The sequence below is a fragment of the Haloquadratum walsbyi C23 genome, assembly GCF_000237865.1.
Lineage (GTDB): Archaea > Halobacteriota > Halobacteria > Halobacteriales > Haloferacaceae > Haloquadratum > Haloquadratum walsbyi.
In genome coordinates this window covers 479,098-495,030 of the sequence record NC_017459.1, presented here as the reverse complement: position 1 = coordinate 495,030, position 15,933 = coordinate 479,098, and the positions used below count along the sequence as shown (strand labels likewise).

Genomic DNA, 15,933 nt, shown 5'->3' with positions numbered 1-15,933 from the left:
CCCTCTCGGGGTCAAGCCCCGAGGCAGTCGCCTTGACGATCTGTACATCTGGTATTTCACAGATGGCTGATTACCCAATCACTACTCAACCGCTGATTTCGGTTCTTTGCAGGTATGGGCTTTTATTACCACGATGCGATTTCTACTCATAATATCACGGGTGATTGATGCGGCGCGTTCTCAACGAGTAGTGAATATAAAATATATTGGTGAAATGCCACTTAATTGATACCGATGGTTTCAGTATATAATGATCGGATTGAGCGTTTCGTATCGATCTCTTTGAGTTACTCCGGTGTCTCTATTTGGACTGGAATATCAATTTCATCACCAGTGTCCGGCTCTTCATGAGGATAATTATCTGATTGCTGGTGCCCACCATCGGTCATGGGCTTTGCAGTATCGGCAACATCATCAACGACACTGCCGACAAGATAACCAACAGCACCTCCCAGTCCAGATGAAAGCCCGGTCACAAACGGACCAACACGTGCGCCCGCAGCAGCACCGACCTGACTCCCGAATTTTGCTCCACGCTTTGCATTCTTATTTTCCGATTCATTATCCTCAGATGAGCATATCGGATTTTTCATACAAAATATAATATGGTCTTATCACACTTGTATGCCCCGGCGATTGATATGTGACTTTTATGTATGAAATTATATAGAATTTTTGATATTATCAAGTATTAAGTCTCTGGATTTCCTTCGACTAAATGGATTACAACAATGTGTCACTTTGGAGATTACACGGACGATTGGGCGTATGAGTCAGCACGTGAGGATGAGGAAGCAGAAGACGAGATAGACGAACCTGAGTCGCCATTTGCCGATATGGACGAAGCCGAGGACGTTCGTATCGTTACTGACGGCGGCGACGACGACGAGTAGCTGGATACTGCTGACTGTCGCACGCGACACGCGTCGCATAGGGCTACTTTTTTTTGATAACGATGCCGATAAACCGATAAGTAACAACACAGTGGATTCTTTAGGATCGAGTTTGGGGTGTGGCTCACGCAATCTATTGATTATTGATTGTGGTTGCGGTGTTGTGAGAATGATAGTGATATGAAAAATACTCGGTTTGGATAGAAGGATATCGAACAACGTCAGAACCCTCAATTGTCGTGACGAACTAGTATCAATATGAGTACTGTTACCGCGACGTACATCGAAAATCGTGAGCGAGTTCAGCCAGACGATGTAAACAACTATGGCACCGCACACGGAGGAAATGTCGCCAAGTGGATGGATGAAGTTGGTGCAATGTCAGCAATGCGTCATGCAGGGAATACATGTGTCACCGCCCGTATTGACCGACTGGACTTTGAACGCCCAATTCCGCAGGGTGATACTTGTATTATCGAGTCATATGCATACGCGACTGGAGAGAGTTCAATTCGCGTTCGACTTCGAGCATACCGTGAGAACCCACAGACCGGCAGTCGCGAACGTACCACCGAATCATACTTTGTATTTGTGGCTGTCGATGAAGATATGAATCCAACAACGGTCGCAGATCTCTCCGTGGAGTCAGAACGTTGTCGGAAACTTCGCACAGAGGCACTCGATGGTGAGCGCGATATGAGTCAACAGGAGTAGTCGATACGCTCAAAATTTAGATTACATCAAATATTCCTTCATTGGATCTCATGTAGGTACTCCTAGAATACGCCATCTCGAACTGCACTGTAGTCACACGTAGGTGTTCTTTGACCGGTTCTGTCTGTATGTGTTTTTACTTGATGAGTGAGAATATGTCCAGATTAACCCTACAAGAATCCATACAATCCTTGATCACACGTCATTTTTATCATTCGTATATAAGAGATATGTTCAACTATTGAGTTATGATCTCAGTTCTGTGATTATTCATCGAGTGCCCGTTCAAGACTACTAGCGACACTCTGGGCTTTTTTTGCAAGTGCTGGCGGAATATGTCCGGCAGTAACTGCTGTATTAAGTTCATCATCATCAACACGCTCGACTGTCCCATCCGGGTATTTAACCACATCAACATGAAGATCGACATATCGAATCGATTTGGGGAAACACTCAACAGGTGTACATATATTCACGTATGTTCCCTTATGTTCACCGTCACGACTCCGGTATACTGTTGGATACCACCACCGTCCTTCTCGAACTCGTGTGACGGCTGTATCACCAGACTCTCGAGGAGTCCCAAGTTCATCGTATGTTCCGCTCCCGTGCCCAGAGATCCTCCGTGTTACCTCAATCGTCCCATTAGCGTCCCAGTCGGTGACTTCTCCTTGACCTAATGAGAATGCATGACCCTCAGGTTTTCCATGGTAGAGCTCAACTCGCTCTCCCTCTGTCGGTCCAAATTGCTGCGTCACTACCTCAAACGGAAATTCGTTATGTTGTATTTGTACATTACCATCTCCAGTGTCACCACACAGCGCCTCAGCCAGGTCAACACCAGCACTTGCAGTTTCCCCTGCGGCTTTGATTCGATGATGACCGTGTATTGTCGTTATTACGCTTCGTCTGATTTCATCCAGCGCAAAGCGTGATTCACGACCAAACCAGAGCCACCGTCCTGTTGATGTGACCTCTTTAGCCACTGCTCCATCAGATATATCCTCAGCACGGTCGATTGCTCGTTCAAGCCCTGACTTGAGTGCTGTGAGCGATGCCTGGGTTGCTGCGTGATTTACTTCGATGCCCCACCCTGTCGGTAGATCAATATCGATAAGTTCAATCATCCCAGCGAGTTCGCGTGCGTCTTCATCATCATATGTGTCAACTGTGACGCCTTCATGACCCTGTATTAATGTAGCAAGTCCACCGTTCGCTCGTAGTGTCGTCCCGACTACCGCATCTGCCCGCTGATCGGTGTTATCCCATGGGGGCATGCTTCGGTGACTTTGAACGGTCATTATATCCCCCTGCTCAATGTGCTTGTCAGTACTGTCATATGGAAGATATCCCGTAGCAACACTCTCATCTGGTATGTGTACGTCGTTGAGATCAGATTCAGTTTTACTCTCAGTATCGGGGTTCTCCGCCGGAATAAGCGCGCAAATTGCTCCTGAACCCTGCATTTCTGTGATTTGTGCAGTGAAAATGACGCCTGGCGGCGTTAAATCATCCCATGCAAGTGTATCTCGCCCGCATGAAATGAGCACATCTGCGACTGAGTTAACTGCAGACTCTGTCCCATGTATACCAACCCCTTGATGATCGTCTGTCGTGGTGACTGTTACAGTGTTGTATACAGTATCGAAGTCAATATCAAAGCGCTCACGAATCACTGGTGAGGCTTGCACTATCTCATAATCAGCATCGAGAAGACGCTTTGTCAGCGCTGTGGCGTATATTCCACGCACACTGACACGAACGCTATGATTGTCAGTTCCCATAATAGCCTATATGCATGGACGATTGTGAATGCTATCGGTCCTATCGTATGCTATCATTTGATCTAACCAGGATGTGATTATGATCACCAGTATATAATATACAAGCCAATATTGTCGCTGGATGACTGATGCTGAATTTATCAGAAGCAGCTCCACAAAAGTGTGACTTTCAGTAAGATCTCCAATGATTTCTGATCGGGTGAGGTATCACGACCACAATCGGTTGACCTGTGAACACCCTTGAGAATAAGAGTCGGGGGGGTTCACTTTGCTCCGATTATAGATTTTTCTCATATTTAGACACAAAACTGGTTACAACAACTGATATGTTTGATCAGTAATAATCGGTGCGTACATAGGATGGTTAGACCTCAAGACCCCATAGAGGAGGCAGCTGACGACTCACTTGACCTCTATGATATTGCAACATGGGAAGTCCGCAGTCGAACTGACAGGATTGCGTCTGTGCTTTGGTGGCTTCTTGCGGGGTCCGCACGTGTGACTGTCATTCTTATCGCGTTGACACTGCTGCTTGCTGTTGGTGGTCTTGCTGCGCTTACAGATCCACAAACAGGAATACTGACTGCTCTGTCAGCAATCCCAGCCGTCGGACTTGCTGTATATGTTTCGTTGACAGACATTACTGAGACCGAACCAATATTACTGCTCGTTGCAACGTTTTTACTTGGGGTTCTTACAGCGAACTTTGCGGCTGTTCTTAATACGGTTCTTCGACCATACTTCCGTGGACTTGGGTTCATAAGCTCAATTGTATTTTTCTTTCTCGTCGTTGGTCCCATCGAGGAATCTGTTAAACTTTTAGCTGTCAGACTATATGCATATAGCGACGATCGGTTCAATTCTGTTCTTGATGGAGCTGTTTACGGTGCAATGGCCGGATTAGGATTTGCGGTTATCGAAAATGCGTTGTATATCGCTCGACAGCTACCAAGCAGCGGACTTGATCTCGGCTTAGGGCTTATTGGTGCTGGTGGGGGAATAACGGCTATTCGAGCACTTGCTGGTCCTGGTCATGTTATTTATTCAGCAATCGCCGGGTATTATCTTGGTCTTGCAAAATTCAATCCTGGTCAGCGGGGACCAATTGTAATGAAAGGGATATTACTTGCAGCGATAATTCATGCAACGTATAATGCGACTGTTGGTCTTGGGTCTGGAGTCATTGCGTCGATTACCGGACTGAGTGGAATTGTTTCTTATCTGATATACGTTGTCTTCTATGACAGTATTTTCGGTCTTATATTATTCATTAAGATACAGCGATATCGTAACAGCTACCAGCGTGTACATTCTGCAAATAAGGATAATGAGGTTACTCCGGACGAAAACGATATAACGCAGTGACTGAGGTCTCTCAGATGTATCTCATCACCTCATTATTCGGTTGTTTTTCAGGTGGTTCAAGGCGAATATCATAGGTTTGACGTGTGTCAACTGCCTCGGGGTCAGGTCACATTCAGAATGACTACATCGCTGAGCCGTGTAGCGTGGCTTCAGATCGTCTACATCAATGCCGTATTCTTCGGCTTTGTATTCGATGTAGCGTTGCAGTTCACAAAACGCTCACTGCTGGAACTTTGAGCCGTAATTCAAAACATGGGCACGGTCAGACACCATGCAGTATCATCAAAACTAACTTTGGGACATGCCGAAGTAACGTCCCCAGAAATCTCCGATTTCTGGTGTGCAAACAAATCGCCGCGCGATTCGTCAACGCCTGTGGAGACCGGAACCGCTGTGGATACGTCTGTCTCTGCAAAGTGCGTCGTAGAAGCAGGAAGCCCCGTCTTCAATCGAAAGCCGTCAGGCAAGCGGTAGGGTGGGGTAGGTCACTCAGTTCATGATAATTATGCTCTCGTGAATCGCCTTGGGGTCAAGCCCCGAGGCATTCTCCTAGACCGCCTGTAAATTAAATTATCTGCGCATTCACGTGATTGATATGAATGATTACTGAGTCGAAAGAAGCCAGGCTGTATATTATGTTGAAGATGAGTAGCTATTATTCAAGCGACTCACGATAGCCACTTGTGAGTTGTTCAACATACTTTGCAACAACATCGACCTCAAGATGAACAGGGTCGCCTACGGCTTTCTCTGAAAGTGTTGTTACCTCATACGTTGTTGGAATAATCGCGACACTGAATTCTGTTGAGTTGCGCTCGGCAACGGTAAGACTAATTCCATCGACAGTAATCGATCCCTTTTGAACAACATATGGAGCAATTGAAGTGGGTAAATCAAACCCAAACGTCCAATCATCACCAATACGGTCAATCGATGTTATTTGAGCCGTCATATCAACGTGACCCTGGACAAGGTGTCCATCAAACCGATCATCGGCTGCGAGTGCACGCTCAATGTTCACACGGTCACCAACATTAATTTCACCGAGGTATGTTTTATCAATAGTTTCAGCCGCGAGAAACACTTCGAAGTAACCGTTTGTATCTGTCGTCCGTGCTTCGGATGACTCGACAGTAAGACATGCACCACTCACAGCAATGGATTGTCCATGTTCAAGTTGTTTTGCATTGATTGCTGCTGGCGGTTCAATGCGAAGCCGTCGACCACCCTCATCTGCTGTTGCTGCGGTAATGACCCCAGTTCCTTCAATAATACCGGTAAACATACAATATAATTAGGACGGACGCGAAAAAGGCTCCCGAATCATCAGGTGTATCCTATAATCATTAGAACCGCTCTCCAAAACAAGAGCAGAGGGCAGAAACGATGAATTAGATTACCCCGCACACGGTGTGTATGAAACTTGCGCTGCTTTCCGTTTAGATACTCCCAGATTTCAGTACTTCGACACCAACAAGTGGCTGTCCAGTTAGTGCACGGATATATGCTCCACCGGCGATTGAGACATGATCAAAATCCGCTCTATTCATATCATACATCCCAATCGCTCGAGAAGTATCGCCCCCACCGACGACAGAAAAACAGTTACTGTCTGCAATCGCTTCAAGCACTCGCACCGTTCCCTTAGCGAACGCTTCAGTCTCAAATACACCGAGAGCACCTTTAACGAAGACTGCATCAGCATCGCGAATCACTTCAGCATACGATTCTGCCGTCGTCGTTCCAATGTCCATAAACGAGACACTTTTTTCTATAATCGAATCAACAGCGACTTCTGCACGCTCACCTGCTTCATTATATGCAAGATCGCTTGCAAGTGTTATCTGATCAGAATGCTCTGTCAATATCGATTTGATTACCTTGCTGTTGTGCTTCCATTGCGTGTCATATCGGTCAGTCTCGGATGTAATATCAAAACCGACTGGAACGTTTGAGGCACGGAGGAATAGTTCACCCACAACACCACCCAGTAAAAATCTGTCAACACTTCCAGCAAGATTATTTATGACGTCAATAACATCGGTTGCTTTTGTCCCACCAAGAGTCATAACGACAGTGCCGTCAAATTCTTTCTGCCCGATAGCAGTATTTGCATGATATTCGGTCTCCATCACACGACCAGCATACGATGGAAGCATACTGGGGAATCCAACGAGAGATGCATGTGAGCGGTGTGCGCTCGAATACGCATCGTTTATATACGCATCCACGTGCTTAGACAATGATTGCACGAATGCTGTGTTGGCTTTTATATTTGGATCCGCCTCTGGAAGTTCATCCTCGCACATACGCGTGTTTTCTAATAATAATACGTCGCCAGACTCAGTTGCATTGATTGCCTTAGCAACTCGCTTGCCGTGGGTATCATCAATAAAATTAACCTCACAATCGAGGTATTTTTCAAGTACTGCTGTATGTCCCTCGAGTGAAATGAACGCATCACCCCCAGGGCGACCTTGGTGTGCAAGAAGAATTGTATGATATCCAGCGTTTGATAGTTCTTGAATTGTTCGTGCATGGCGCTCAAAACGGCGATTGTCCTGAACGATACCATCACTGACAGGCGAGTTTATATCAACTCGAAGCAGAACTCGCTTTTCAGCGGGCGCATCTGTGTCGTCGTTGAGGGTATCAATAGTGTCAAATGAGGGCATACAGGCTAATTCTAAGCTTTATGATTAGTTGTCGGTTGAGACATAAGAGACGTTGAAGAGATATTATATGATGATTTGAGGTAAATATCACAATTATACATGCGACTATGTATTTGTACTCGTATTCGTGACGAATTGTGCAAGATCAAGCATCCGGTTTGAAAAGCCGAATTCGTTATCATACCACGTGAGAATCTTATAAAGTCCTCCTGCATTTACCTGATTGGTCGAATTAAGATCGACCATCGAGGAGAATGGAAGTCCAATGATATCTGATGAGACCACCTCATCATCAGTATAGCCCAGTACACCAGCAAGTGGGCCATCATCAGCAGCATTGCGGAATGCATCATTTACGACTTCAACACTTGGCGCAGTCGATAGATTAACCACCAACTCTGTAATTGACCCGTTCGGGACTGGAACACGCATTGCCATTCCATCGAGTTTACCATCAAGTTGCGGAAGTATCTCTGTGGTCGCTTGTGCGGCTCCTGTTGAGGTTGGAATAATATTCTCTGCAGCTGCCCGTCCCCGTCGCGTCTTTGTCATAGGACTATCGATAAGTGCTTGACTTCCAGTGTATGCGTGGACAGTGGTCAAAAGACCACTTTCGATTTCGAATTCATCATCGAGGACTTTCGCGACTGGACTAACGGAGTTGGTCGTACAAGATGCATTTGAGAGAATATCCTCACCGGTATATTCGTGATGATTGACACCATACACAATTTGCTTGACTGGCTCATCACCCTTCGGCGGTGCAGAGATAATCACCTTATCTGCCCCTGCTTCTAGATGTGCCGCGGCGTCTGACCGGGTTCGAAAAATACCCGTACACTCAAGTGTGACGTCTACCTCAAGTTGACCCCATGGCAATTCCGTCGGATCTTGGATATTATACAGTGGTACGGTTGTCTCGCCAACGCTGAGCATGTTCCCATCCTGTGAGATATCATCAGCCCGACCCATAACTGTATCATACTTCGCTAAATAACCCATATCATCGAATTCCATCACATCGTTTATTCCGACAAGCTCAATTGATGGATTAGTAATAATTGCCCGGAGAACGCTTCGCCCAATCCGACCAAATCCGTTCAATCCAACCCGAATCGGATTTGTGCTTGGATTAGCAGATAAATTCGATTTTTCACTCATATTCGAGTACACTTCATACATATACTTGAATCCATATGTTCTGCTGGCATTGATTGATATAGGTTCAGTCTGTCAATCGAAAGCCAAGGGGAAACTCAACTGAGGGTGATAGAAGAAGACATACCGGCTGGAAAATTAGATAGATGAAGTTCAATTTCATTTTCTTAACTCGGGGTGGATCGCCCCGGGCGTTCTGTCTCATATATAGTAACCAATCAATCGCAGCAATTTTGTGTCGGAATCAGGGGTAAAACAGTATCTCATCATGCGGTATATGTCTGTGGGGAGAAGTCTTTTTATCGAACACAATCATATATATAATTGAATGAGAGATGACCCCGACGATCCGTTTGATGACTTCTTTGATGGGATCGAACGGATGATGAACGAGATGACGAGTGATGATGCTGCTGGATTCGCGTCTGAAACACATATTGATGTTTACAATACTGATGGACAGCTTCAACTTATTGCTGATCTACCAGGCGTCACAAAGGACGCAATTACTCTCCAATGCGATGGGACTGTGCTAACAATCTCAGCTGCGAGTGATCGTCGGGAGTACGACGAACGAGTTCAATTACCAACACGCGTTGATGAACACAGCGCAGATGCATCGTTCAATAATGGTATTCTCCAGGTGACATTTCAAATATCAGATGATTCAGCAGCGATTGACGTCGAATAGTATCAAATAAAAAGAACGTATTTTGAGTCTCAGTCTCTGTCTCTGACCGATTGTGACCTGTTCCCCTCAGCATTAATGTGGATTCATTAAGATTGCTTCATAGTGATTAGTTCAAATAGTTTCACTGAGGGTGTCGAATGACGCGGGTTCAGCGGCTCCCATCATCGACACGGATAATCACGGCGGTAAAGACTTGCACTAATCAGTATCAGACTGGATTTGAATATATGCTGGATTAACAGCAATATATTATTCTCTCGCAGTTTGATGGATTAATGTGGCAAGTCGATCCCAGAAGTCTGCATCATACTTTTTAGTATCATCGATCGTTGGTCGCGCATTTGTTTCAGAAACGACTACTCGGTGCTCAGTGACAAGAATATCAACACCAAGATAACTAATATCGAGCGCTGATGCAGTTTTTAATGCTAATTCTTGATACTGGTCTGGAATTTGAACACCATGAGCTGTTGCCCCACGGTGAACATTATGTTTCCACCGTGTGTCGTCTGTGTTAGCATGTGAACAGGATATCCGGCGTTCAACTCCACCAACGACAGTGCCGTCAACGACCATTATCCGATAGTCGCGTGCATTCGGAAGAAACTCTTGAATTAAGTATGACTTATCGTCCGTTGCTTGATAATCATGGACAAGGTCAAGATAATCGATAGTTCCGAGTAATGAGTCAATATCATCCACTTTTGTGACCCCGATACCACGTGTTGCGGAATTGGGTTTGATTACGACTGGAAATGAAAGTGTATCAACGGCTGCAGTAACTGCATCATACTCGACTGGGTTTGAGATAACTCGTGTTTCAGGAACTGGAATTTCTGCCCGCTCAAGCATCGCAAGCACACCAGCTTTATTCCGTGAGGTAAGTATCGCATCTCGACCGTTGACCCATGGAATGTTATGACGTGCTGAGACAACACCACCTTCCATCAGTCGCCCTGGATACACAAATCCGACATCATACTCAGTTGTTGGTGACTGTGTGAGGTCAACTGTCCGTTGAGTCGCCTGTAAGTGTTCAACAGTAATATCATGATTAGTGAGTGGTTCCTGCATCCGATCGAAGGTTGTTGAAGCGGTCGTGACAGCAAGTGTGAGCATCGCGTGAGTCACTCCAGTATGAGTTAGTCACCCACAGCTAAAGTTGTGGGTTTCCGCCCTGTTCTGCTATGACATACTCATACTCATACTCATGCTCATACTTGTTCAAGTGTTAATCTCTGTCATACAGCGAATGATAATATCATGAACGAACAGGGTATGTATGTTAGCTGAATACAGGCGCTAAGCCCCATCCCTCAAGGAGCACCGCAGTCCGCGCGAGCGGACAAGGAGCGCAGTAGGGAGGGAAGGGGATACAGCGCCGTCATCATCTGGTTGTACACTGTGCGTCGGCAGGCTCACAGCCTATGTAAGCAGTTATATTGTCGGACGCCGGACAAAAGAGTAAGATGGGCATTCCGACCTGTCGGCTTCGATTCGCTCGTCGCTCCATTCGGAACGACTCGCTCCGTGCGAGGCTGACGGACAGGGATAGCGTTCAAACGCAACAAGAAGCGTGCGTTGTCCCACGGAATCACCCCGTTGAGCAACTAGGAGTGGGACACTCCGCAGAAACGTCCCCAGAAATCGGAGATTTCTGGTTCTGGTGTGCGAACGAATCGCCCCGCGATTCGTCAACGCCTGTGGAGACTGCACTCCCTGTGGATACACCTGTATCTGCAAAGTGCGTTCACCAGACTCCGTCTGGTGGGCTGTCAGACGCAGTCTGACAACGTCGTAGAAGCAGGAAGCCTCGCCCTCATCGAGGCCGTCAGACCGAGCAGGGTGGGGTAGTTCACAGCCCTCTCTCATTCGTTATAGATTAGAGAGAAGAAATCTATCAGTATTCGTGGTCAGAGTATGCATAATGTAGTCATACGCTGAGCAGGCGCAATACCACGCCGTTATAGTGGGAGATTCCGAACAGATCTTTTGGACAGCGGTGTATATACTAGTGTTGGCATATCAGCTCTAACCCTAGTGTAACCGAGTGCGCGAAAGGTAGCGGTTCAAGTGTGAGTGTCCGCCCACGCTGGAAACAGGGTGTGCCCCACGTGGGAATCAAGCAATAAGCATCAGGCTCTCGTCACCGATACAAGTAACTCCGAGTCCGGTGACGCTGATCGAAGCTCCTGTGGCACAACCAACACAGGGACTTCACCTCGGTTGGGGATATGAGTACTTAGGGTTCGATACTCCCTAGAGATTGCCCAGTGACCGACCACACACCGATTCAAACGGTGGACTGGCTTAGTATTGGGAGTCTGCAAACCCAAACCAAAGCCAAAACCCAGAGCCAAACCTGACACTCCCAACCAAGCGAAGCGATGCGATGCGGTGCGGTGCGGTGCCGTGAGATTCCTCCCGCCTTTAGACGGAGGAGAATGTCAAGACCGTCACTGATGATGTCAGATCAGGAGATCAGCAGTTTTTGTCCTTTCTCAACGTCGATTCGACATGGCGGTGACATCTTATTATATGCACGGCGAAGACCATCCTTCGCAACAGACGCATCGTCAACCTCACAGTAAATAGTAAATACTCGCTCATTCTGTTGGATACGGGCAGCTGTCCCAACAGGCTTTCCGAAAGCTTGTCGCATCCCATCTGAGACCCGGTCTGCGCCAGCACCAGTTGCTTGTTTGTTTTCACGAAGAATCTGGTGCGGGAACTTTCGGAGAACCATTTTGTAATTATCTTGTCCAACCTGCTTGAGCATTGTTCGGTTTGCTGAGAGCCGAGCGGACTCGAGTGAGCCATGACGAATTTGACACTCCTCCTCAATCCGAAGGCTAATCTGAACAGGATAGTCTTGCGGTCCTGTCTGGAGGTTTCCCATGTTATGCTGTGCGATTTTCGAACCGGGGATCCCAGTGACATAGTCACGCCGCGTATAGGACGGCTTTGAGAGCTTCCGGTACATAGAAGCGGGCTTATCAGACATTGTATATTCTTATATTATCGAATGGTTATATGGGCTAAAAACGCTTCGAAGCAATGAGGGAACAGATACTATTCAATATCGACAGAACGGTACTCAAAATTCCATTTATCAAGTAGTGAGGCTGTTCGATCGGTGATTGAGGGGGCAACAAGTATCCCGCGTGTAGAGGTATCCGACAACTCCGCTGTGATTGCTTCGACGTATCGCTGAAGTTGACTTGCAGCCGATGGTCCTACTCGACGCCGTTTTAATTCAATAACGACAGGGTGACCGGCATTATCCGTTCCAAAAATATCAATTGGTCCTGCTGTTGTCTGTCGTTCAGTTGCAATCGGATCAAAGCCTTGTTCAATGACCTCTGGCTGATCGAGGATCCACTGTCGAAGATCCTCTTCGCTTCCAGTTAATTTAAGATCACTTCGATCAGTGACTGCGTATGCGGAGATCGTCTCAACGCGCTCAAACATAACATCAAGTTGTTCTGTAGGATTGCTCCGCGTGCTTCGAATACGAAGTTGTCCGTCACGAACGCTCGCATTGTGCGTTGACCCGGGTGGCTGCCAGTTTACCGGTTCATGATTCTCGCCTGTATGAACGAGCGAAGTTCCATCAGGTTTGTATATGACAAGACGCTGTCCTGGACCCAATGTTGAGCTCGCTCGTCCTTCATACTGAACTTCACACAGACCGAACATTGTCAGAAGTCGCTCATCCTCGAATGCAGACCCTAGTAATTCGAATGCATCTCGATGTGTTGGTCGATAAAGTCTTGTTGTGGTCATCAGCCACCTATTGATATCGTTGTCTTACACAATCAAAAACGGAAGGTGTGAAGATGGTTGTAGCACCCACAGCGTTTGCAATCATATCAGTGATTGATGATTGTCGTGTCGGGATTATTGTTTGGATTCCTTCGATTCCAGCTCCAAATACAGTCACAAAAATGAGTATTAGAAGTATCTCATCATAATCTGTAAGACCAACTTTTCGCGCACCAACAATTGCCCATGCTAATACTGCATATCCAACTACGTGTAAGATAATATCCACACGCAGAATGAATCCAATACCCATCGTTGTATGACCCCCGTTTTGTAGTGGAATAATTGATACAGCAAAAATAATAATTGCACAGCAAATAGAAGGCACCCAGCGTCTGTATCGGTTCTCTTTCGATAACTGGACAAACAGCCACATAGCTATTCGTAGATGTGTATTGAAGAAAGTAGTTCAGAGAACTGTCGCAACCGAAGTGGACTCTGCCGCCCGCCGGACCGTCAGCCTCCGTCCGCTACGTGTGTGTCGACTCTGATATCGGGTTACAGGCGCTCGACGTTCTTCGCACGCGGACCTTTATCCGCTTGCACAATTTCAAACTCGAGATCTTGGCCCTCTTCGAGGTCTGGACCGCCAATATCTTCCATGTGGAAGAAAACGTCCTCGTCTGCATCCTCGGTGGAGATGAATCCGTAACCGCCTGTGTCGTTAAAGAAGTCGACAGTACCTTGCGCCATTGCAAATATATCAACTCCCTTGTTACTGATAACTGTTGTGCGATGTGTGATACCACGGCGAAATATCTTCTTTGAAAACGTGTTGTCGAGCGGTATATTCATCCAAATATCATATAAAACCGCACACCAGCAGGGAAATTAACAATTAACAGACTAGTGTATTGTTTGATCCACCCCGTCGAAATCAAGAGATTAACCCACTCTCCACCGAGTTATGTGATAAGACATCACACGACATTGTGTGACGTCAACAAAATATTTATATAGAATCGCAAACAATCAGCGAGTGAATATGAGTCAACGAATGCAGCAGGGTCAGCCGATGATCATTATGGGCGAGGACGCACAGCGCGTCAAGGATCAAGACGCCCAAGAATACAATATTCAGGCGGCTCGAGCCGTATCTGAGGCTGTACAGTCAACACTCGGACCAAAGGGAATGGATAAGATGCTCGTCGACTCAATGGGTGATGTCACAATCACGAATGACGGCGTCACTATCCTGCAGGAAATGGATATTGATAATCCAACGGCTGAAATGATTGTTGAAGTCGCCGAGACGCAGGAAGATGAGGCTGGCGACGGAACAACAACCGCGGTTGCTATTGCTGGTGAGCTTCTAAAGAACGCTGAAGAACTTCTTGAACAGGATATTCATCCAACAGCCGCGATTCGTGGCTTTAATCTTGCGAGCGAAGAAGCCCGATCAGAGATTGGTGAAATAACACAGGCAGTCGAACCTGGCGAGACAGAGCTTCTTCAGAAGGTCGCTGAAACATCAATGACAGGAAAGAGCTCTGAACTCGATAAAGAGCTCTTAGCTGAATTGGTCGTTAAGACCGTTGAGGCAATCACTGTTGAAGCCAATGATGGATCTTACGTTGTTGATCTTGAAAATCTCAATATTGAGACCCAAACCGGACGAGCAGCAGCCGAATCTGAGTTGCTCAACGGGGCGGCAATTGATAAAGACCCAGTTCATGATGATATGCCAACTGCTGCCGCAGAGGCAAATATCCTGCTGTTGAACGAACCGATTGAGGTTGAAGAGACGGATGTTGATACGCAGGTGAATATTGAGTCACCAGACCAGTTGCAGCAGTTCCTTGATCAAGAAGAAAAACAACTCAAGGAGAAGGTTGAGAAAATCGCAGATGCTGGTGCTGACGTTGTTTTCTGTCAGAAAGGCATTGATGATCTTGCACAACATTATCTTGCGAAAGAAGACATCCTTGCAGTCCGTCGGGCAAAGAAATCAGATGTCGGCTTCTTAAAGAATGTTCTTGAAGCTAGCGTCGTCTCTGATCTTGACAGTGTTACTGAGAGTGATCTTGGATATGGATCGGTTCGACGCGATGGTGAAGATGAGTTATTCTATGTAGAAGGATTGGGCTCAGAGACGCATGGTGTGACTCTATTGCTCCGTGGATCGACTGATCACGTTGTTGACGAACTTGAGCGCGGTATCAATGATGCAATTGATGTGGTCTCAACAACTGTCTCAGATGGTCGTGTTGTTGCTGGTGGTGGAGCAATCGAAGTTGAGGTCGCTCGTCGCCTTCGCGACTACGCTGATTCTGTCAGCGGTCGTGAGCAGTTGGCTGTTGAAGCATTCGCAGATGCGCTTGAACTTGTTCCCCGAGTCCTCGCAGAAAACGCAGGTCTTGATTCAATCGATACACTCGTCAATCTGCGGAAAGCTCATGAGAACGGCGACGCGAACGCTGGTCTCAATGTATACAGTAGCGATGTTGAAGACTCATTCGACGCCGGTGTTGTTGAGCCAGCACACTCGAAAGAACAGGCAATCGCTTCAGCCGCTGAAGCCGCAAATCTTGTTCTCAAGATTGACGATATTATCGCCGCTGACGAGCTGAGCACCAGCGGTGATGATGAGGAAGGCGGTCCAGGTGGAGCCGGTGGCATGGGCGGTATGGGTGGTATGGGCGGTATGGGCGGTGCAATGTAATCCACGGGTAAGGTAACCTACTATCTCAGAGCCTCTAATTTGTATTTGCGCTACAAATATGTTATTTACGTTGATAACGCATTGATATAACCACTCAGATTATGTTTTAATATCACTTTTATTGAGACAGATAAAACAAATATTCGAGAGTTCTCAATATGATCTG

General features: G+C 46.6%; 16 protein-coding genes. 5 read left to right on the top strand and 11 right to left on the bottom strand.

The window, feature by feature from the left end; translation table 11 throughout:
* Positions 1 to 287 precede the first annotated feature (287 nt).
* The gene (locus HQRW_RS02215; protein ID WP_014555284.1) at positions 288 to 593 is read right to left on the bottom strand and encodes a hypothetical protein; all 306 of its coding nucleotides are present in this window, start codon (positions 591 to 593) and stop codon (positions 288 to 290) included.
* 138 nt (positions 594 to 731) lie between these two features.
* Here HQRW_RS02215 and HQRW_RS16060 point away from each other — a divergent pair, with 138 nt between their 5' ends.
* Together HQRW_RS16060 and HQRW_RS02210 are read left to right on the top strand one after the other, a co-directional pair.
* Positions 732 to 893 (top strand): hypothetical protein, encoded by a 162-nt coding sequence (locus HQRW_RS16060; RefSeq protein ID WP_011570683.1) that lies wholly within the window; start codon positions 732 to 734, stop codon positions 891 to 893.
* 258 nt (positions 894 to 1,151) lie between these two features.
* Complete coding sequence (locus HQRW_RS02210) at positions 1,152 to 1,607, top strand: acyl-CoA thioesterase (RefSeq protein ID WP_014555283.1); 456 nt, start codon at positions 1,152 to 1,154, stop codon at positions 1,605 to 1,607.
* Positions 1,608 to 1,873: 266 nt separating this feature from the next.
* Here the strand turns inward: HQRW_RS02210 and HQRW_RS02205 are convergent, their stop codons facing one another.
* Positions 1,874 to 3,391 (bottom strand): DUF402 domain-containing protein, encoded by a 1,518-nt coding sequence (locus HQRW_RS02205; protein ID WP_014555282.1) that lies wholly within the window; start codon positions 3,389 to 3,391, stop codon positions 1,874 to 1,876.
* A gap of 360 nt (positions 3,392 to 3,751) precedes the next feature.
* On the opposite strand from HQRW_RS02205, the gene HQRW_RS02200 reads away from it, so the two are divergent.
* Positions 3,752 to 4,756, top strand: coding sequence for a PrsW family intramembrane metalloprotease (locus HQRW_RS02200; protein ID WP_014555281.1), 1,005 nt, complete (start codon positions 3,752 to 3,754; stop codon positions 4,754 to 4,756).
* Between the two features lie 24 nt (positions 4,757 to 4,780).
* Here the strand turns inward: HQRW_RS02200 and HQRW_RS16325 are convergent, their stop codons facing one another.
* From HQRW_RS16325 to gap, 4 genes are all read right to left on the bottom strand, one after another.
* Complete coding sequence (locus tag HQRW_RS16325) at positions 4,781 to 4,963, bottom strand: zinc ribbon domain-containing protein (protein ID WP_077260096.1); 183 nt, start codon at positions 4,961 to 4,963, stop codon at positions 4,781 to 4,783.
* Between the two features lie 448 nt (positions 4,964 to 5,411).
* The gene (locus tag HQRW_RS02195) at positions 5,412 to 6,041 is read right to left on the bottom strand and encodes a riboflavin synthase (RefSeq protein ID WP_011570679.1); all 630 of its coding nucleotides are present in this window, start codon (positions 6,039 to 6,041) and stop codon (positions 5,412 to 5,414) included.
* A gap of 154 nt (positions 6,042 to 6,195) precedes the next feature.
* A complete protein-coding gene (locus tag HQRW_RS02190) occupies positions 6,196 to 7,431 on the bottom strand; it encodes a phosphoglycerate kinase (RefSeq protein ID WP_014555280.1) in 1,236 nt (411 codons plus the stop codon).
* A 105-nt stretch (positions 7,432 to 7,536) separates the two neighbouring features.
* Positions 7,537 to 8,592 carry a type I glyceraldehyde-3-phosphate dehydrogenase gene (gene gap / locus HQRW_RS02185; protein WP_014555279.1) on the bottom strand — a complete coding sequence of 352 codons (1,056 nt, stop codon included), beginning with the start codon at positions 8,590 to 8,592 and terminating at the stop codon, positions 7,537 to 7,539.
* A 325-nt stretch (positions 8,593 to 8,917) separates the two neighbouring features.
* On the opposite strand from gap, the gene HQRW_RS02180 reads away from it, so the two are divergent.
* On the top strand, positions 8,918 to 9,280 hold the full coding sequence (locus tag HQRW_RS02180; RefSeq protein ID WP_011570676.1) for an Hsp20/alpha crystallin family protein: 363 nt from the start codon (positions 8,918 to 8,920) through the stop codon (positions 9,278 to 9,280).
* 249 nt (positions 9,281 to 9,529) lie between these two features.
* Here the strand turns inward: HQRW_RS02180 and HQRW_RS02175 are convergent, their stop codons facing one another.
* From HQRW_RS02175 to HQRW_RS02150, 5 genes are all read right to left on the bottom strand, one after another.
* Positions 9,530 to 10,399 carry an ATP-grasp domain-containing protein gene (locus tag HQRW_RS02175; protein ID WP_014555278.1) on the bottom strand — a complete coding sequence of 290 codons (870 nt, stop codon included), beginning with the start codon at positions 10,397 to 10,399 and terminating at the stop codon, positions 9,530 to 9,532.
* Positions 10,400 to 11,753: 1,354 nt separating this feature from the next.
* Positions 11,754 to 12,284 carry a 50S ribosomal protein L16 gene (locus HQRW_RS02165; protein ID WP_011570674.1) on the bottom strand — a complete coding sequence of 177 codons (531 nt, stop codon included), beginning with the start codon at positions 12,282 to 12,284 and terminating at the stop codon, positions 11,754 to 11,756.
* 68 nt (positions 12,285 to 12,352) lie between these two features.
* The gene (nucS, locus tag HQRW_RS02160) at positions 12,353 to 13,066 is read right to left on the bottom strand and encodes an endonuclease NucS (protein WP_014555277.1); all 714 of its coding nucleotides are present in this window, start codon (positions 13,064 to 13,066) and stop codon (positions 12,353 to 12,355) included.
* A gap of 7 nt (positions 13,067 to 13,073) precedes the next feature.
* A complete protein-coding gene (locus HQRW_RS02155) occupies positions 13,074 to 13,481 on the bottom strand; it encodes a VanZ family protein (protein ID WP_014555276.1) in 408 nt (135 codons plus the stop codon).
* A 122-nt stretch (positions 13,482 to 13,603) separates the two neighbouring features.
* Complete coding sequence (locus HQRW_RS02150) at positions 13,604 to 13,798, bottom strand: cold-shock protein (RefSeq protein WP_014555275.1); 195 nt, start codon at positions 13,796 to 13,798, stop codon at positions 13,604 to 13,606.
* A gap of 322 nt (positions 13,799 to 14,120) precedes the next feature.
* Here HQRW_RS02150 and thsB point away from each other — a divergent pair, with 322 nt between their 5' ends.
* Positions 14,121 to 15,767, top strand: coding sequence for a thermosome subunit beta (thsB, locus tag HQRW_RS02145; RefSeq protein ID WP_048066931.1), 1,647 nt, complete (start codon positions 14,121 to 14,123; stop codon positions 15,765 to 15,767).
* The last annotated feature ends 166 nt before the right edge of the window (positions 15,768 to 15,933 follow it).